This is a genomic window from Fischerella sp. PCC 9605 (assembly GCF_000517105.1).
In the GTDB taxonomy this organism is placed as follows: Bacteria; Cyanobacteriota; Cyanobacteriia; order Cyanobacteriales; family Nostocaceae; genus PCC9605.
In genome coordinates, this window is sequence record NZ_KI912148.1 from 1,116,678 (window position 1) to 1,136,794 (window position 20,117).

At 43.3% G+C, this 20,117-nt stretch carries 13 protein-coding genes; 8 read left to right on the forward strand and 5 right to left on the reverse strand.

All coding sequences use genetic code 11. The annotated features are described in order from the left end of the window. Positions 1-22: 22 nt before the first annotated feature. Positions 23-340, reverse strand: coding sequence for a Txe/YoeB family addiction module toxin (locus FIS9605_RS0107255; protein ID WP_026731998.1), 318 nt, complete (start codon positions 338-340; stop codon positions 23-25). After that, entirely contained in the window at positions 312-617 is a 306-nt protein-coding gene (locus FIS9605_RS0107260) for a type II toxin-antitoxin system Phd/YefM family antitoxin (protein WP_026731999.1), read from the reverse strand. Before FIS9605_RS0107260 ends, FIS9605_RS0107255 begins: the two co-directional genes overlap by 29 nt. Before the next feature lie 241 nt (positions 618-858). Here FIS9605_RS0107260 and FIS9605_RS0107265 point away from each other — a divergent pair, with 241 nt between their 5' ends. Further along, entirely contained in the window at positions 859-3,909 is a 3,051-nt protein-coding gene (locus FIS9605_RS0107265) for an ATP-binding protein (protein ID WP_026732000.1), read from the forward strand. 585 nt (positions 3,910-4,494) lie between these two features. Here the strand turns inward: FIS9605_RS0107265 and grxC are convergent. After that, a complete protein-coding gene (grxC, locus tag FIS9605_RS0107270) occupies positions 4,495-4,809 on the reverse strand; it encodes a glutaredoxin 3 (RefSeq protein WP_026732001.1) in 315 nt (104 codons plus the stop codon). 517 nt (positions 4,810-5,326) lie between these two features. Between grxC and glpX the strand changes: the two genes are divergently transcribed. From glpX to FIS9605_RS0107285, 3 genes are all read left to right on the forward strand, one after another. Next, on the forward strand, positions 5,327-6,364 hold the full coding sequence (gene glpX / locus FIS9605_RS0107275; RefSeq protein WP_026732002.1) for a class II fructose-bisphosphatase: 1,038 nt from the start codon (positions 5,327-5,329) through the stop codon (positions 6,362-6,364). Positions 6,365-6,492: 128 nt separating this feature from the next. After that, entirely contained in the window at positions 6,493-7,779 is a 1,287-nt protein-coding gene (locus FIS9605_RS0107280; protein ID WP_026732003.1) for a glutamyl-tRNA reductase, read from the forward strand. A 120-nt stretch (positions 7,780-7,899) separates the two neighbouring features. Continuing rightward, a complete protein-coding gene (locus tag FIS9605_RS0107285; protein WP_026732004.1) occupies positions 7,900-10,875 on the forward strand; it encodes a UPF0182 family protein in 2,976 nt (991 codons plus the stop codon). A 715-nt stretch (positions 10,876-11,590) separates the two neighbouring features. Here the strand turns inward: FIS9605_RS0107285 and FIS9605_RS0107295 are convergent. Then, positions 11,591-11,869, reverse strand: a complete 279-nt coding sequence (locus FIS9605_RS0107295; RefSeq protein ID WP_026732005.1) for an Npun_R1517 family heterocyst differentiation transcriptional regulator — start codon at positions 11,867-11,869, stop codon at positions 11,591-11,593. Positions 11,870-13,165: 1,296 nt separating this feature from the next. Between FIS9605_RS0107295 and FIS9605_RS0107300 the strand changes: the two genes are divergently transcribed. Then, positions 13,166-13,549, forward strand: a complete 384-nt coding sequence (locus FIS9605_RS0107300) for an NAD(P)H-quinone oxidoreductase subunit M (protein ID WP_026732006.1) — start codon at positions 13,166-13,168, stop codon at positions 13,547-13,549. 241 nt (positions 13,550-13,790) lie between these two features. After that, entirely contained in the window at positions 13,791-15,143 is a 1,353-nt protein-coding gene (locus FIS9605_RS0107305; protein WP_026732007.1) for an esterase-like activity of phytase family protein, read from the forward strand. Positions 15,144-15,209: 66 nt separating this feature from the next. Here the strand turns inward: FIS9605_RS0107305 and FIS9605_RS0107310 are convergent, their stop codons facing one another. Further along, positions 15,210-15,479 carry a hypothetical protein gene (locus FIS9605_RS0107310; RefSeq protein WP_026732008.1) on the reverse strand — a complete coding sequence of 90 codons (270 nt, stop codon included), beginning with the start codon at positions 15,477-15,479 and terminating at the stop codon, positions 15,210-15,212. Positions 15,480-15,956: 477 nt separating this feature from the next. Between FIS9605_RS0107310 and FIS9605_RS36470 the strand changes: the two genes are divergently transcribed. Beyond that, complete coding sequence (locus tag FIS9605_RS36470) at positions 15,957-18,323, forward strand: protein phosphatase 2C domain-containing protein (protein ID WP_082209735.1); 2,367 nt, start codon at positions 15,957-15,959, stop codon at positions 18,321-18,323. A 135-nt stretch (positions 18,324-18,458) separates the two neighbouring features. Next, a complete protein-coding gene (locus FIS9605_RS0107320; RefSeq protein WP_026732009.1) occupies positions 18,459-20,036 on the forward strand; it encodes a CHAT domain-containing protein in 1,578 nt (525 codons plus the stop codon). The last annotated feature ends 81 nt before the right edge of the window (positions 20,037-20,117 follow it).

The window sequence follows — 20,117 nt, forward strand, 5'->3', positions numbered from 1 at the left end:
TATATTATTCCTTCTGCCTTCTTCAATCGTAGTGATACCGACAAGCTAGAAAATCAATCTGGGTGTTTCCCACCCGATAAACAAGCCGATGTTCTAAATCGATTCGCCGTGACCAGATATTTGCATCCAGATACTTCAATGGTTCTGGTTTGCCGATACCCTCAAAGGGATCTTGCATGACAGCCGTCACTAAATCCAAGATTTTCGACGCTTTGTGAAAATCTTGCTTGCACCACCAAGCTAAATCTTCTTTGAATTGAGAACTAAAACCAGGACTGCGATTAACTACAACTGGTTGAACTTCATCAACTTCAGATTTCTTTTTCTTCTTCTTGCTCAATCCCCAACTCCTGCTGAAGTTCTGCGATAGTTTGAGGTTGAATCTTTCCTGTTTTCGACTCTTCTATTGCATCCAATAACCGACGTGCATTAGCAGGGGAACGCAAAAGATAAACCGTTTCCAGCAAACTCACCAAATCTGACTCAGCAATCAACGCTACATTTTCACCATCACGACGGTTGATGATATACACCTGATGATTTTCTACTACCAGGTCTAACAACTTGAAAAAGTCATTTCTCGCATCGGTTGGGGATGTGATTTTGTAAGAAAGCATCAGTTTATGTACATGTTTCTGTACATAGATCGTAAAACAGTTTTCATCTTATTGCCAATTGCTGATAGTGATGTTACCTCTGCTACCTTGTTCACTTCTAATGTAGGGTGCGTTAGCGATAGCGTAACGCACCCTACGAGATAAAAGTTTTGCATTTTATTTGATTCACGATCCTTAACGATCGCCTTTTTCTCTATTTGGGAACACTCTATTTAAGGTGTGTCCCAATGGAGTAACAAAAATGACTGAAAATCATGTGAGTTCAACTTTTTCCCCGGCAGATCGGGAAGCGGTGATACAGGCGATCGCGACAATTAAAGAAAAGTTACCGTTGCTGGAGGACAAAGATCGGGTTTTTGTCAGTCAGGTTGTGGAAGCGGGGACGCAATACTCAGATTTTCTGTCCACTGACAATCCCCAAAAAAAGCGTCGGACGTTGCAAGAGATTGTTAAGCAACATCAACAATTAAATTTTGTCGGACGAGAAGAAGAAATTACCCTATTTCGTCAAAATTTAGAATTACCACTTGAGGACGATCATCGTCGCTTTATCTTCAATGTTGCTGGCGCAGGTGGTGTTGGTAAAAGTTCCTTGCTGCGGCAATTTCGCCAAATCGCCGAACATGCAAAATTAATTAGCGCATATACAGACGAATTGGAAAAAAGCATACCAGAGGTAATGAGTCGTCTGGCGCAGCAGTTAGAACAGCAAGGTTACAAACTTGTTCGGTTTAATGAGAGTTATCAAGCTTACTGCCAAATATTACAGGAATTAGAAACTGATTGCGAATGCCCTCAAGGGTTTTCGGCTTTTGTAGAACGAACTCTCCCTCATAAAGAAGTGTATTTGACGCAGCAAATTCCGGGTACTGATGTTGTCTTGGAATTCGCAGATCGGCATGTTGAGGTAACGCAGGGAGATTGGACAGCTTACGCAGCCAAAAAATTAGCGAGTAAAGACGAATTACGCTTATTGCAGGAAGCTATTGCTGTCTTGACGCCTCTGTTTTTAGAGGATTTGTGGAAGGTAGCAGAAAAATCAGATATTGCTCTGTTTTTTGATAACTGCGATCGCACAGAGGAATTTTTAGACCCCTGGCTGAGAGATATTTTGGATGGTCGTTATGGTGACGTACCGTCGAATATCTTACTGATTATTGCAGGTCGGCAGGAGTTGGATAAGAACCATTGGAGATGCTACGAGGGATCGATGGTGCGTCTGGTTTTAAAACCTTTTACCGAGGAAGAAGCCAGACAATATCTCTCCTATAAGGACATTAACGACAACGAAATTATTGATGTGATTTTGCGCCTTTCTGAAGGCTTGCCTTTACTTGTTGCCACTCTTGCGGTGGAAACTCCCGATGACACTAGCCAAATTGGCGATGCTAACGGAATGGTGGTAGAACGCTTCTTAAAGTGGATGAAAGATCCCCAGCGGCGACAAGGAGTACTTAATGCTGCGCTGCCTCGGTATTTATATCGAGACGTTCTAGTGCAATTGCGCTCAGAGGAAGAGGCAGAGGAATTGTTAAATTGGCTGCAACAGATGCCGTTTGTGAAAGCTCATCCAAATGGTTGGGTGTATCATGATGTTGCCAAAACGCTGATGTTACGTCATAAGCGGCTTTCATCAGCGCAAAGTTGGACGCATTTGCAAGGGAAACTGGCAGACTATTACGATTCCTTGGCAAATGACTTGCAGCTGGATGAAGAGAAAAAATGGTGCGATCGCCTTTGGCAAAGCCACAAGCTGAATGTGTTATATCACCGCTTGTGTCAAGCACCACACAAATATTTGTCTTTAGCTCTGAATGAATTTATAGAGGCTCTCCAAAAGCATTATAAATTTGCTCAATGCTGGGCAGAAACAATCGTTCAGGCTGGGAAAGATTCTGATGCTACAGAAGTTCAGCGTTGGGGTGAAAAGCTACTCCAAGGATTGAAAGCCTGGAAAGAGCAAGAGTATGAAGTCACTGCTCAAATGTTCACAGCACTGATAGAGCAGGGCAGAATGGATCGGAAGTGGCGAGCCTTGGCTATGAGTTTTAGAGGTGCGATTTATTACATCAGCAAACGCTACGACGAAGCTTTAAAGAACCTCAATCAAGCGATTACACTTGACCCTACACTAGATTCAGCGATCGAACTTCAGGGTCATGTTTATAGCAACAACAAGCATTACTCAGACGCAATCAAAAGCTTTGACCGACTGATTAAACTTGACCCTAATCATCCTAGGGCGATCGCGCAACGGGGCTATATTTACCAATTGATAGAGCGCTATGACCAAGCCCTTATAGACTTTAACCGCGCCCTTGAACTTGACCCCAATTATACTTGGGCAAAGATACAACAGGGGTATAACTATTTACTAGTGCAGTGCTATGCCGAAGCTGTGCGGGCATTTGATGACATCCTGAAACTTGAACCGGAGCATATTAGGGCACTTTTACTGCGAGGAGTAGCATATTATTTGATGGGGCGTTATGGTGAAGCGATCGCGGACTTTGACCGCGTTCTCAAATATGAGCCGGATAATATCCAGGTGAGAACGTTACGAGGTACAGCATATTACTTGTTGGGAAATTATATCGAAGCCCTACCAGACTTTAACCGCATTCTGGAACTTGATCGAGATCGTGGCAAGCTGCTACATGTCTACGTACTGCGGGGTGAGACTTATCGCCAGATGAAGTGTTACGCTGAAGCTTTGCAAGACTTTGATTGTGCCATTGAGCTTGACGCTGATAACGCTGGGATAATCGCCCGTCGGGGTGAGACTTACCAGTTGCTAGGAAGCTACGATCAAGCCCTCAAAGATTTTAATCATGTTTTAGAACTTGATCAAAATAACGATAAAGTTTTTGTTAGTCGCGGTTACATCTATCTGATGCTCAAGCAGTACGACGAGGCTTTTGCTGATGTTAACCGTGCTGTGAAATTAAATTCCAATGATGATTGGTATTTGTATTTACGCGCTTTAGCGTACCAAGCTTTGAAGCAACCGCGCCAAGCACGAGCAGACTTTGTTCTTGCCATTAAAATTGCGAAGAAGCGTTACGAACAAGATACTCAAGACTGGCGCAATACGTTAAACATCGCCCTTTATTATTTGGCAGTTGAGTTTTATCCAACAGTCGAAAGTTTATACAAGTATGCGATCGCTAAGGGTGCTTCCCAAGAGTACATCCGTAAAGCTATCCATGATTTAGATGATTTTTTAACAATATTTCCTGAGCGTATGCTGGTTAAATGTATGCGCGAGTTATTACAATCTGCTTTGAATTGATGGTTGGTGGTTGGTTGTTGTTTGTTGTTTGAACCAACTACCAACTAAATAGATGTTTGAAAAGTATCAGATCCCCCCTAGGGCGTGTTTTCAAACTCCTAAATGTCATTCTGTAGACGCTTCTGCGGCTTCCCGCAGGGTGCGAAATGAAATGGAGCGTAGACGCGCAGCGGTGAGTCAGCGCGGTCTTGGGGGTTTCCCCCATGAGCGACTGACGAACCCGAAGGGCTTCTCGTAGAGTAGAATCTCATAAAATCAGGGTAATAGAGATGCTTCACTACGCTGTCGCTTCGTACCCTGCGGGAAGGCTGCGCCTACAGCATGACAAAACCGATACTTTGAAAACACGCCCTAGCCCCCCTTAAAAAGGGGGGAAATATTTTATTCAGATCCCCGCTAGCCCCCCTTAAAAAGGGGAGAAAATATTTCATTAAGTCCCCCTTAAAAAGGGGGATTTAGGGGGATCTCTACTAACTGGTGGTGTTATCGCTAACTTTCCAACTATTCTTTAAGAGAAATACGTTTATCAACGCCGACTTAATTAGAAAATTTGTTTGGCGATCGCTACGACCTTATTCTTAATTCCTAAACTGCTGGTTGAGTGAGAAGAGGATCTAGTTGACCTTGTGAATCTAACTCATACAGGTCATCACAACCCCCTACATGCTGATTATTGATGAAAATCTGCGGCACTGTGCGGCGTCCATTGGCACGCTCTGCCATTTGCGCTCTTGCTGTTTCGTTGCCGTCGATTTTGTATTCAGTGAAGTTGACACCCTTCCACCACAGCAGCATTTTGGCACGAATGCAATAAGGGCAAGTTTGCCATGTATAAATTTCAACGTTGGCTTTAACGTTTTCTGGATGGCGATTTAAAAGAGAATTGAGAAAGTTGAGCATATTTAAAGTTTTATGGATTTTGTGATTTATCTCTAACTTAAATCATTATTCATTTTGGTTGGTCTTTCAGTTAGTAACTATCTGAGAATTTTATAAGTAGATGGACATAATTAATAAAGTTAAAATATTAATCAATAAAACCAAAACCTTATTTGGCAGGAGCTTTCCACTTGTACGTTCTGCTCTGTGCCTTCTATTTAGAGTTGACGTTCGCGTTGAATTATGCTTGGAGTTTCAATTCAAACTAAAACGCAAGGAATAGCGTTAAATTGCCGACTAAAATATACACTAGATGATCTCAAGCTACCATTGCGGACGTTGAAAAAGTTACTGCTTTCCACTTCGGCAATTTCAAGGTTTATTGACACTTTTCGTACCCGTAAGTATAAAAACTTAACAAAGCCGCCAGTGCAGACTATTTTCCACGTTTCCATCGGTATCCGCCCTTTGGTAGACTGTAAAACTGAAATCACCAGATGAAAAGTCGCAAAATCAAGCTATCGAGAGGGCAGACTCTGTGGAAAATACTCTTGGGTTAGAGATTATTGAGGTAGTTGAGCAAGCCGCGATCGCTTCTGCTCGTTGGATGGGCAAGGGCGAAAAAAACACCGCTGACCAAGTGGCTGTAGAAGCCATGCGGGAGCGGATGAATAAAATTTATATGCGCGGTCGCATTGTGATTGGGGAAGGCGAACGTGATGATGCTCCTATGCTCTACATTGGGGAAGAAGTTGGTATTTGCAGCCGTCCAGATGCTAAGGATTTCTGCAACCCCGATGAACTAATTGAAATTGACATCGCTGTTGACCCCTGTGAAGGTACTAATCTGGTGGCATATGGTCAACCTGGCTCGATGGCTGTATTGGCAATTTCCGAAAAAGGCGGTTTGTTTGCTGCTCCCGATTTCTACATGAAGAAACTGGCAGCTCCTCCAGCTGCCAAGGGCAAAGTGGACATCAACAAGTCTGCCACTGAAAACCTAAAAATTCTCGCCGAATGTCTAGAACGGTCAATTGAAGAACTTGTTGTAGTGGTGATGAAGCGCGAACGCCACAACGACCTCATCAAAGAAATCCGGGAAGCAGGAGCTAGAGTCCAATTGATTTCTGATGGTGACGTAGGTGCAGCCCTATCCTGTGGTTTTGCAGGAACTAACATTCATGCTCTAATGGGAATCGGTGCTGCGCCAGAAGGCGTTATCTCCGCTGCGGCTATGCGTGCTTTGGGCGGTCACTTCCAAGGTCAACTGATTTACGATCCTGCAATCGTCAAGACTGGTTTGATTGGCGAAAGTAAGGAAGCCAACATCGATCGCCTGAAGTCTATGAATATCAATGACCCTGATAAGGTCTACGATGCTCATGAACTAGCATCTGGTCAAACAGTCTTGTTTGCTGCTTGTGGCATCACCTCTGGTAACTTAATGCAAGGCGTCCGCTTCTTCAAAGGAGGCGCACGGACTCAAAGCTTGGTAATCTCCAACCAGTCGAAAACAGCTCGATTTGTTGATACCATTCACATGTTTGAAGAACCCAAGGTTCTGCAACTGCACTAATTTTGAGGGATAGGGGATCGGCGATCGGGAATTGAGTATTAGGTCTTTTATTCAGGTGTTGGAATTCTCTATTCCCTATCCCCTATCCCCTATCCCCTATCTCCCATTAGTAAATACGATTTAGCAAAATGAATATAGCAGTAGTGGGGTTAAGCCATAAAACAGCCCCAGTAGAAGTCCGGGAAAAGCTGAGCATTCCAGAACCACAGACCGAAAGTGCGATCGCACATCTGCTTAGCTATCCTCATCTTGAAGAAGTAGCCATCCTCAGCACTTGTAACCGCTTAGAAATTTACATTGTTACTGAAGAAACCGAACAAGGTGTCCGAGAAGTAACTCAGTTTCTCTCAGAACACAGCAAAATACCCGTACCTTCTCTACGCCAACACCTATTTGTGTTGCTGCATCAAGATGCAGTCATGCATTTGATGCGGGTGGCTGCTGGTTTAGATAGCTTGGTACTCGGTGAAGGTCAAATCTTAGCCCAGGTGAAAAATACTCACAAACTGGGACAGCAATACAACGGTATAAAAACAATTTTGAATCGATTATTTAAACAAGCAATCACGGCCGGTAAGCGAGTACGTACTGAAACTAGCATCGGCACTGGCGCAGTCTCCATCAGTTCTGCTGCTGTGGAATTGGCACAGATGAAGATGGCAAATTTAGCTGCTTGCCGAGTAGCAATACTCGGTGCCGGCAAAATGTCGCGGTTGTTAGTGCAACATCTGCTTTCTAAAGGTGCTGTCAAAATATGTGTTTTAAATCGCTCAGTCGGACGGGCACAGGAATTAGCTAAGCAGTTCCCGGAACACAATATCCAAACTCATCCACTCTCGGAAATGACGACTGTAATTTCCGAATGTGACTTGGTGTTTACAAGTACATCTTCTACAGAGCCGATTCTTGACCGTGCCAAATTAGAAATTGTTTTGGAACCTACCCGCGCGCTGATGTTAATTGATATTTCTGTGCCGCGCAACGTCCATGCAGATGTTAACGAACTAGCAATGGTGCAGGCATTTAACGTGGATGATTTGAAGGCAGTAGTAGCGCAAAACCATGAAAGCCGCCGCAAGATGGCGCAGGAAGCTGAAGGACTGCTAGAAGAAGAAGTAGAAGCTTTTGATATTTGGTGGCGGTCGCTAGAAACCGTCACCACGATCAGTTGTCTGCGAAACAAAATCGAAACTATTCGGGAACAAGAATTAGAAAAAGCTTTATCTCGATTGGGTTCGGAATTCGGCGATAAACATCAAGAGGTAATCGAAGCTTTAACCCGGGGTATTGTTAACAAAATTTTACATGACCCGATGGTGCAGCTACGAGCGCAGCAAGACGTAGAGGCGAGACGTCGTTGTATGCAAGCCTTGCAAATGTTGTTTAACCTAGATGCAGGTGAACAGTTTAGCTGAATTAGGCTCTAGAGGTTAGAGGTTAGTAGTTAGTAGTTAGTGGTTAGTAGAAAGTTCAAACTACAATTGACCACTCCCTATTCCCCATTCCCTAATCGCTAGTCCCCAGTCCCTATATATATGAACCGAATTTTTCGATTAATTGCACTGCTGTTGGGTTTGTGGCTGTTGTTTGAATTAGCCTCACGCCTAGCAGCAGAAATTTTTTGGTTTGATGAAGTTGGATATTTACGAGAATTCTTACTGCGCTTAGGGACGCAGGTGGGGTTGTGGGCGATCACTTTTTTCACCTCCATCAGCTTTTTGTTAGGCAATTTCGTTATAGCTAATCGGCTAAAGTACCCCTCCTTGGGCAAGAGGATGGGGGGATGGGGAGATAGGGGGATAGGGAGAACAAAGAATTACGTAGTCCCTCACTCCCCCACTCCCCCACTCCCCCACTCCCTCACTCCTCCCACTCCCTCTCCCCTAAGACTGCACTTACTCATCCCAGCGGTAATAGGATTGAGTGCCTTGGCTGGGATAATTTTGATTTATTACGGTCAGCAAGCCTTAAACCTTTGGTTTGCAAATATTAAACTTCCCACTTCGTCTTGGCAATTACCGCCCCAGTTACAGATACTTTCTCAACTGTTGCAGTCCCAGGAAATAAGCATTCCCATCGTGCAGTTGGGTTTGCTGATAGTTTTGACGATCGCTGTTTTAATTAATTATCAGTTTTTGTTAAGAGCGATCGCCCTGTTAATTAGCTTGCTATTGGCTTTCTTGCTGTCAGCACGTTGGATAGTAGTTCTAGAGTATTTCCAAGCCACTAGTTTTAATAGCACGGATCCTCTTTTTCACCGGGATATTAGCTTTTATATATTCTCCCTGCCGATTTGGGAACTATTGAAATTTTGGTTATTGGGAATTTCGATATACAGTCTTGCTTCCGTAGCATTAATTTATTTACGTTCGCCTCAAAGTTTAAGTGAGGGATGGTTTCCGGGCTTTTCTATACCGCAACGACTTCATTTAAACGCCTTGACAAGCCTACTCATGCTAGCTGTAGCTTTGCATTATTGGCTGCTGCGCTACAAACTTTTGTATTCCACTTATGGGGTAAATTACGGCGCTAGCTACACAGAGGTGAAGGTGCAGTTACCAATTTATACTGGACTAAGTCTTTTGGCAGTGGCGATCGCAGTTTACCTACTATGGCGAGTATTTATCTTATCTAGACTGAAAACAACCAAATTAAGACCAATTCCCTTCCCACGCCAACTTGTTTACTTGCTGGTACTGTACATTGCAATGGCGGGGACTTCTGGCGAAATCTTACCGACAATTGTGCAAAGCTTAGTTGTCCAACCAAATGAACTAGCCAGGGAAAGACCCTATATTGCCCGCACCATAGCCCTTACCCGCGAGGCATTTAATTTAAATGCTATTGACGCAGAAACTTTCGATCCGCGAGGTCAACTGACAGCAGCTGATTTACAGGAAAATCAGCAAACAATTCGCAATATCCGCCTGTGGGATACCCGCCCCCTCTTACAAACCAATCGCCAGCTGCAACAAATTCGACCTTATTACAAGTTTCCCGATGCTGACATTGACCGCTACACACTGTTGCAGGATGTTAAAACTCAAACTACAGAATATCAACAAACTATCATTGCAGCACGGGAACTAGACTATGGCGATGTTCCCCAGCAAGCACAAACCTGGGTAAATCAACGTCTCATTTATACTCATGGTTACGGATTTACGCTTAGCCCAGTCAATCTTGTTGGCCCTGGTGGATTACCTTATTACTACGTCAAAGATATCGGCGTTGAGGATACAGACAAACAGGGTTCTCTGCAAATCACAACAGAGGAAATTCGTGCCAGTATTCCCGTTGGTCAACCGCGAATTTATTACGGGGAAATTACCAATACTTATGTAATGACTGGGACAAAAAGCCAAGAGTTGGACTATCCCAGTGGCAACGAAAATGTCTATAACGTCTACGATGGACGAGGTGGAATTCCTATTAGTGCAATGTGGCGGCGCTTGCTGTTTGCCCAATATCTCAAAGATTGGCAAATGCTGCTGACGCGAAATTTCACTCCCCAAACCAAGTTGCTATTTCGCCGCAATATTCGCGAACGGATACAAGCGATCGCTCCTTTTTTACGTTTCGACAGCGATCCATACTTAGTTGCTGCAAGGGGCGGAGGGACAACAATCACAGGCGAACCAACTTACCTTTACTGGATTATTGACGCCTACACCACAAGCGATCGCTATCCCTATTCTGACCCAGGTAAGAATACATTTAACTACATTCGTAATTCCATCAAAGTTGTTGTCGATGCTTATAATGGCACGGTCAATTTCTACGTCGCCGATCCAACAGATCCAATTATCACCACTCTCGGGAAAATTTTTCCCCAGATGTTTAAACCCTTAGAGGCGATGCCAGTGGCTCTCCGAAGTCATATCCGCTATCCATTGGATTTCTTCAGTGTTCAATCAGAACGCCTGCTGACTTATCACATGACCGATCCGCAGGTATTTTATAACCGTGAAGATTTATGGGAGATACCTACAGAAATTTATGGCAGAGAACAACTTCCCATAGAACCTTACTACTTGATCATGAAGTTGCCAAAAGCGCAGACAGAAGAATTCATTCTACTCCTGCCCTTTAAGCCTGTACAACGTGCAAATTTAATTGCTTGGTTAGCAGCACGTTCGGATGGGGAGAACTACGGCAGGTTATTGCTATACGAATTTCCCAAACAACTGTTAGTCTACGGAACTCAACAAATCGAAGCATTAATCAACCAAGATCCGGTGATTTCTCAACAAATTTCCCTATGGAATCGTGAAGGTTCGCGAGCAATTCAAGGAAATCTTTTAGTGATTCCCATCGAACAATCTCTTCTCTACGTCGAACCCTTATATTTGGAAGCAGAACAGAATAGCCTGCCTACTTTTGTGAGAGTAATTGTTGCTTACGAAAACCGAATTGTCATGGCAGAAACCTTAGAACAAGCACTTGGGGCTATCTTCCAGCCAGAGCAACCGACTTCTCCAGCAATTATCCGACCGTTGGAGGGAAATTAACACTAATACTAAGTTGCAGTCAAAGATAGTACTTCCCTCACCCCCTTCCCCTCTCCCAATTTGGGAGAGGGGAAGGGGAGAGGGCACGAATTACTATTGCTATATCTGAACGCAACTTGGTATAAGTACAGCTTTGCGTAAAACCTTGGCGAATTGAAGGTTGAATTGAAACACACAGTCCAATCACAGCGGCTTTAATTCAGTTCAACAAATAGAGTTCGTAAAAAATTATCCTTATTCAGAATCCAGAAGTCAGAATTCAGAATTTCTACTCCTGAGTTCTGAGTTCTGAATTCTGCAATATCCTTCCTTTTTGCTTAACAAAATAGAAAACGTTTCAGATGCAGGATATGTAACGAAAATAGTTACTTGCCTAGTATCTCCGCAAACGGAAGATGAGCAAAGGTTCTAGCAATTCCCTGGAAATAAAATTTAAGAATTTAAACCAGATTGTAAAGCAAGGTTTGACTGCATTAGTAAATATCCAGCAAGCATCTGTAATGCAAAGGGTGAAGGCTACTGTAAACGTGATAGTGTCTTTTCTTTGACGCCCGTAATCTAGCTTCTCGTAGAGTCGGGTCAGACCCAGCTTGTAACTATGCGAGCAGGTTACAAAAGCGAACTCTTTGAGAGATTAAATCAGCTTATGGGCAAAGTTCAACAGCAATTTACTCTTTTCTGCCCAATCTGAGCTTTTACTGGCGATCGCAAACTTTTAAGCATTCTCGGTGGAGTTCCGCAGGCGCATTAACTGGCGTCGCATTTGCGGTGAAGCTTTCAGTTCTGAAATTTCCTGCGTCTTCACAGAAGCTTGCAGAGTTTCCAGAAAGTCGTCAGAACCTTCAGTCAAAGCATCTAGCAGTACTTGCAACAGTTGGTCGCGATCGCCCAATAAACTTTTTTCCTCAATCAATCGAAATTTGAGATGTATTTCACATTCATAAACACCTACTTCGATATTACTTAATTGGCGCGGTAATGCTTTGGAGTTCATAGCTGTTAGGATTCCTTTACTTTTTGGTGATAGAGGTGAGGAGCTATATCTCTAGCAAAAATTCTCTATATTTTTTCCTTCAAAATCTTTTAACCCTCTTCCTTCCTAGAACGAAATTTGTATTCCATATTGCTTCTCCTGCTATTGTTTCTAGCTAGACTTCCAATGTCAAGGTTCAGGGTATGCAGCAATTGCTGTGGTCGAACCAAGCCATAACTATTATTCAGTTTTTAAGATTGTATACAATAAAGTTTTTGTAAGAACTTGTTCTGGCTTTTTAAAGGTTTTTACATCAACTTTATCTCCACGTCAATAACAGTTTGAGTTTTTACTTATAAACTGGTGGTTATACGTAAGTAAAAACGCTGAATTTGCTTTAAATAATGAAAGCTAGACGTTCTTGCGTCATATTTACGTAAAATCACTAGATGTACTCTTTTTTCATCAAACAACACAGGAAAGATTGATAAGCAAAGTCATCATTAGGTAAAAATTTTCTTTCTTGACACAATATAGACATAGTTGAAATTTTTCCAGCCAACTATGTCGCTTTAGTTCGTTTCTGACTGGACAAGTACGAAAAACTTGACAGTTATGCATTTAAAGGTGTTCCTGATTAATAAAGATTTTTTTTCATCAAAGGAAAATTCACAGTCTCTCCAAATCATTGCGGCATGTACAGGCTTAACCTTGGGTAATATAAAGTGTCAAGGTAATGGTCTTGTAGTCCCAAATTCCAGGATTAGTTCAACTGCATGATTGATATGAGTGGACTTTTTACCTACGCTGGCAAAGCAGACGTCGGTGAGGAAATCCTATCCTTTCTGCCCGACTCTACGAGAAGCGGGAGGTGCGGGTGCGGGCGTCTACCCTCCCGCAGTGCTGGACTCACCGCGCCATCTCACCTTCTGCATGCTTCCTTATTTTTTAAGACAGTCATCACGAGAAAATCTGACAACCAAGGATAAAATACCTGTTTCCTGTTAAGCGTTCCCCGTTCCCCTTTCTCCTTTCCCCTATTTTCAAGACAGACATAGTTCCTTCTGTTTAGGAGGTTTTGGCCGCCATCTTAGCTAAAGATTCAAAGGGATTCAAGCTTGGGAATAGAGTCTGTAATGATTTCAGTGTAATGATTTCGTTTTATGCACATCCCTAATAAAGATTAATATAGAACTATCCCTACCCCAAAAAGTCAGGCCTTGATCGTGTATTAGCGCCGATTGTGGCATCTTCCATAATTTGCTTGTATTCTATTCAAACGAGAAACTGCTGTAACCTTAATCAGACGACACCGTTATGGACGACAACCCAATGCTGCTCAAGTCCACAACCCGGCATATCCGTATTTTTGCGGCTGAAATTGACCGGGATGGCGAACTAGTTCCCAGCAATCAGGTCTTAACGTTGGATGTTGACCCAGACAACGAATTCAACTGGAATGAAGATGCTCTACAAAAGATTTATCGCAAATTTGATGAACTAGTAGAAGCATCTAGTGGCGCAGACCTGACAGATTACAACTTACGCCGCATCGGGTCAGACTTGGAACATTTTCTGCGATCGCTCCTGCAAAAAGGCGAAATCAGCTATAATCTCTCTGCTCGCGTTACCAACTACAGCATGGGACTTCCCCAGGTAGCATCTGACGATCAAGAGAGTTACGGATTAATGAAATCATGAGTGAAGAGTGATGAGTTAAGAGTTATGAATTACGTCTGATGTGAATTATCAAAACCAATGTTATATCAAGGATTCTGGGCTTTGTAGAGACGCGAAATTTCGCGTCTCTACACCGAAAATACAAGGTTTCAGCCTCTAATTCACATTAAGCGTGAATTATAAATTTTTCACTCCTAACTCCTGTACAGGCGAAGCATTAGGAGATATATCTTGGCATTAAACCGATAATATAGTTACCCAAATGCTTTGTCCCTACCTTCCAAAACAACTGGCTGCTTGGCTCTTGCCGCAGCCTGTTGTCATTTTATTGTTATTTCTCCATCCCCATTGCTTTGCTGCCGAACTAGTAGGACGTGCCGTTTTGAGTGCTGATACCTTTGCCCCTGGCCCAACTACAGGTCAATTCAAAAAAACAAATCGCACTGTTCCTTTTGTTAATGCCCAACCTGTTCAAGGCTTTTCTGCTGTGATTGCAGGACCAAAAGCAGGTACTTACCTAGTCATTTCAGATAATGGTTTTGGCAGCAAAGCCAATTCACCTGACTACGTGCTGCGTATTTATGCAGTCGAGCCTGATTTTACAACAGGTAAAGTTTTTCCAGTTAATTTCCAAACTGGAGAAAGACTTGCAAGCTTTAGTCGGCAAAGCTTCTTAGAAATCAACGATCAAAATCGTAAAGTTAACTTCTCCATCGTCGCGGAACAGTCTTTTTATCCAGGTAGCACTATCCCAGTTAGCCCAGCAATCAAAAAAAATCGCTTGTTGACAGGGGGAGATTTTGATATTGAATCATTCCGACGCGCAACTGACGGTAGCTATTGGTTAGGAGATGAGTTTGGGCCGTTTTTGCTGCACATGGGAAAAAATGGCGAACTCCTGGATTCTCCTATTCCTTTACCCAACTTTTTGGGTATCGGGAAGTTAAATTTTGTGAAGTCCCCCGACCATCCAGAATTTACCAATTTACCCAATCAACAAGCAAGAACTACAGCTGCAAATCTTGGTAGTTCCAAAGGATTTGAAGGCTTGGCACTCAACACTAGTGGTACAAAACTTTATGCGCTTTTAGAAGGATCTTTAAATGATGACTCTCTCAAGCAACGCCTGTTAATTCATGAATTTGATTTAGCTACTAAACAATATACAGGTAAAGTTTTTTCTTACAAGCTCGAAAATCAGAACCATGCAATTGGTGAACTTACAGCTATTAATGATTATGAATACATTGTGATTGAGCGCGATCATCATCAGGGAGATCCAAATAATCCTGCCTTTAAATATCCCGCTAAATTTAAACGCCTATATAAAATTAATATTAAACAGGTCGATGCAAATGGTTTTGTTGATAAACAATTATTAGTAGATTTGCTCAAAATTTCTGACATCAACAAAATTGGTGGTAATAGCACAAGCAAAGGTATATTTACATTTCCCTTTGTGACTATAGAAAGTGTATTACCTGTAGATGCTAAAACGCTGCTTATAATTAACGACAATAATTATGCCGATTCTATGGGGCGTTCTCCCAAGCAGGTTGATAATACTGAATTTATTCTTATCCGCTTGGAAAAACCTCTAAATCTTAGTCAATAGTCATTAGTCATTGGTCATTAGTCTTTCACAAATGACCAATGACTAATGATCAAGGACAATTAACTATTACCAAACCCGATTTCCGTCTTCGTCAACTCGCGCTTGTCGAATTACATCTGAAATTTCTTCTGCATCTTTAACATGATGTAAAGCTTTTTTTTCATCATCAGGCTCATCTACAACAAAGTATGTCGGAACTTGGATGTGGTCGCCGGTAATGTCGGGAGCATCTACGGCAAGTTGTTGGGATTTCTCTTCAACGGTTTGCGATTCTTCAGAAACTACATCACCAGGGTTAGCAGTGCGATGAATTTTTTTTTCTTTGTTATCTTCCATTACACTTTCACAGAGTAAATATGTTAAATTTGCAGTTAACCTAGCAGGCGGAGCAACAAACTTATATCTTGGCTATAGCAAATTGCTAATAGCATTTGAAGACTAGCTATTAGCTGTCTTCATTGTTGACTTAATGTTTATTAACGCCTTGCTACCTTATAAACTAAAAGAAAGACTAGTATGTTCTCCTCTTTCTTATGGGGTAATTAGTCTAAGCAAGCAGTGTAGTTGTAATGGCGTTATGGTTTGATGGCAAGCTGTGAGTTGAGTCGCTCTAGTAATGGAGCAGCCCACAGAGTTAGTGTGGGATGGACTAATAAAATTATTGTTTGGGCGCACCTTCGCACCTAGATTCATCTATAAGTTAAAATCATGATCCAAAAGTTGGATATATCAAGTTAAAAAAACATGAGCGGTTCAAAGTACTGCTGCCAATGCTTTTAAAGAAATTGCCAATCGCTGATCGGTGGGAAAATTATGGAAAATGACGCGGCTACGCTTTATTGCCCAAATGAACTTTGTCAGGCTCCCAACCCCCTTACCCACAATTTCTGCCAGCGATGCTCTACACCTTTACCCAAACGCTTCCTCTGGGCGGTGGCAGATGGTCTGAACCTGGGTAATCCGGGACAGATATTAGCCACTCGCTATTTAGTTATAGATAAATCTATTATTTTAGATACTAAACCAGGTTTTTTACCTCAAACGCCAGATCCAGAAAAATTACAGGCAATCAGACCTTATTTAAGGCTTATTCCCTATCGCTTGCATGTACCGCAGGTATATGGAGTGCTGTCTGTATCTAATGGGGGACAGGCACGAGAAATATTATTGTTAGAAAAACCTCCGATCAAGATCTTAGATGGAACAGCCTCATTGACTGTGCAGTTGTGTAGCGAATTCACTACCGCTTGGCGTGATGCGACATCAATGCGCCAACTCAATTGGCTGTGGCAAATAGCACAACTTTGGCAACCCCTGGCTAGTGAAGGTGTGGCCTCTAGCTTACTCGATCCCTATTTATTAAGAGTAGAAGGATCGTTAGTGCGGTTGTTGGAATTGCATTTTCAGGAAGATTCTCTACCAAGCTTGTCCCAGTTAGGGGAGTTTTGGCAGCAGTTGCTGAGCGGAGCAAAACCAGCAATTGCAGGATTTCTGAGCGAAACTTGCCGTTGTTTGATTGAAGGAGAGATACAAGCAGCAGAGCAATTAGTGAGAGTTTTAGATAAAGGACTGACAGAATTAGGGCGATCGCAATCTCCCACCATAACAATAGCTACTAAAAGCGACACCGGGCCCAGTCGCCAGCGCAATGAAGATGCCTGCTATCCACCCAGCGGTAGCTTGGTGAGCAAACCACCCCACCCCTCAGCTTTGGCGATTGTTTGTGATGGCATCGGCGGACACGAAGGTGGTAATGTCGCATCCAACTTGGCAATTGAAACAATTCAGCAGCAGGTACAGGAACTGACTAAAGTTCCTTACGACCACATCGAACCCAATCTACTACTGGAAGACTTGCAACGAGCAGCAGCTGTTGCCAACGATAAAATCAGCCAGCGCAATGACAGCGAAAGCCGACAAGGACGCCAGCGCATGGGAACAACCTTGGTAATGGCTTTGCCCATAGGTCACGAAATGTACATTGCCCACGTTGGTGATAGTCGTGCTTACTGGATTACGCGTCACGGCTGCTACCAAGTTACCCTTGATGATGATGTTGCCTCTCGGGAGGTGCGGCTAGGTTATGCCATCTACCGGGATGCTGTGCAACAAGGTGCTTCTGGCTCTTTGGTGCAGGCGCTGGGTATGAGTCCGAGTATTTCGTTGCATCCTTCCGCCGAACGCTTCATCCTTGACGAAGATTGTATTTTTCTACTCTGTTCTGATGGTTTGAGCGACTTTGACCGCGTAGAACAGTATTGGGAAACCGAAATCTTACCAATCCTGAGCAGGAAAGCGGATGTTGTAAATATTACAAATAGGTTAGTTGAAATTGCGAATACGCAAAATGGACACGACAATGTCACTATTGCCTTAGTCCACTACCAATACAAATACTCTGAACCAGAAACAAAGCTAGAAGCAGTCTTACCCGATCTGTCTGATATTCCAACAGCAAATTACCCACTCACAACCTTACAACCCCTGTCAGGAAGTAGCTACAGCCAAAAAACCCAAGTAATGCCGGATACAGCCCCTAGCAAGCGATCGCCAGTACCGCTACAGTTGGTTATCCTTTTGGCGTTAGTAGTGGGTGGTGGTTTCTTGGGATTTTTGTGGGGGCGTCAGGGAGGAATCTTAGGAAAAAAAGTTCCCCTTCCCCCTCCTATATCAAGTAACCCGATTAGTGCTACTCCATCTGTATCGCCAACAACGGGCGATCGCCCTCAGGTGATTCAGACCACAAGTCAACTATTTTTAAGCACAACCACGTCGCCTCCAAAACCAGCAATTGCACCTGCTGGTAGTGTTTTGCAAATTATTAATCCGAATCAAGAACCAAAGCCAGAACAAACAAATCCTAAGTCTTGGGTGTATCTGCGGGTATGCTCTGTTGCAGGGAGTGTGGCTTCATCCATAGATCCGCCCAACCCCACATCCACTCCCGTAGTTAGCAGGACTATTGTCAAACAGAGGGAAGTATATAGGATACGCTTGTCTGAATTTCAAAAATCATTGAAGAATATTTCCACACCCCCACCAGAGGTTTCCAATCAATGTCAGCTGAGTAATGCTGCTAGCACCCCCGTAGAGGAATCGGTAGAGTCTGTTCCTTCACCTGCGCCCTTGGATCGGTCGTCACCTCCACAAGGCACTAATTCCACTGATAGCACTGAATAGTCAAAAACTCGATAAACTAGTATAAACCTGAAATAATACTGGTAAAAGCCAGAACAAAAAATTCAAGAAAGGCAAAAACTTTTGCCTATTTATAACTGCTGTTATTTAATATTTTGATTTGACGTTATTTATGTAATGACTCCATCCTTAAACTTGGCGATTACCCGTCTCGTCAAAGCTGGTCCTGATAATTTCGCTATTTGCGTTTTTGATGCTCCCTATCCCGGTGGTCGTGTTATTCATGATTGCGTCTGGTCTGTGGGGTTGACCCAAGCTTGGAGAGAATGGCAGCAAATGTTTGCTCCTGACACTCGCATAGATATTTCCCCAGCGACAACGTTTCAAAGTCCAAACCCACTCCCGAATGAGTTGCTTCCACCGGCTTCCGGTCAGATGACCAATTATACTAGTCGGCTGATGCAATACCTGGGAATTAGTTTGTGGCGCTGGCTATTTGACGGCCCAATTCTAAATAGTCTTGAAGGCAGCCGTGCATTTGCTATGGCTCGGAATACACGTCTACGCTTTCGATTAGAAATTCGCGATCCTAATTTGATCGCCCTGCCTTGGGAAATTATGCAGCGCGAACCAGGTCAGTCGGCAATATCGCTGTCCCAAAACATTCTATTTAGTCGTACGACTAGTGACGTTGAACCCCTGCCATCTTTGCGAACCGATCAAGCTTTAAATATCTTGCTAGTTTTGGGAGCAAATGAGAATCTCCAGTTGGATCAAGAAAGAACTGCGATCTTGGAACAAACCCTTGCCGATGGCTCTATTATGGGCAGCAATGCCCAAGGATATGCGCCTTGCATCGTAAATACACTTTTACAGCCAACCCCGCAGAAGTTAATTCAAGAGCTAGAAACGCGAACTTACAACATCTTCTTTTATGCCGGTCACGGATTGCGAGGGCCGGACGGAGGGTATTTACTCTTACAACCTGATATGCGTCTTAATGGCATGGAACTGGCACAAGTTTTAACCCGTGTAGGTGTAAAACTGGCAGTTTTCAATGCCTGTTGGGGAGCGCAACCTGCTGCTGTGAACGGTCAAGCCATACCTTGCAGTAGTCTAGCAGAAGTGCTGATCCGGAATGGTGTGCCTGCGGTTTTAGGAATGCGGGATGAAATCGCCCATGAGGAAAGCCTTTCCTTTATTCATACCTTTGTTCAAGGTTTGCGAAAACGACTGCCCATCGATCACGCCGTGGCAGAAGCAAGACAACACCTGTTGACAGTATATAAATTCAATCAACCAGCTTGGACACTACCGGTTCTGTACCAACATCCACAATTTGAAGGCGAATTAATTAGGAGTTACGACGAGGGAATCACAGAACTACCAGAAACCTCCATACCTGGTATTGCTTCCCTGCTTCCTACTGCCTGCTTAAAGTCGGATGGTATCACTTATACACTAGAAACTGGTGTCACTCGCATTGGTCGGACGGCAGACAATCATATTGTCATTCAAGAACCAACAGTTTCTAAGCGCCATGCTGAAATCTTGTGTCGCAATACTTTCAGCGGTCCCACTCCTGTGCGAACTTACTACCTAAGAGAAAACTCTACTTACGGTACAACTTGGATTTTGCGTCCTCAGGGTTGGCAGCAAATCCATCGCCAGGAGGTACTCCTAGAACCAGGAATGCAGTTAAAGTTTGGTAGCATGAGAAGTCACTCTTGGGAGTTTATGATTGAAGATTCCTAGTACACGTCGGCAGCTATAGGAGTCCGATCTGATTTGTGAAAATAGACTTTGAGTAAACTAAGCGCACCAGGCGCAGAGAGA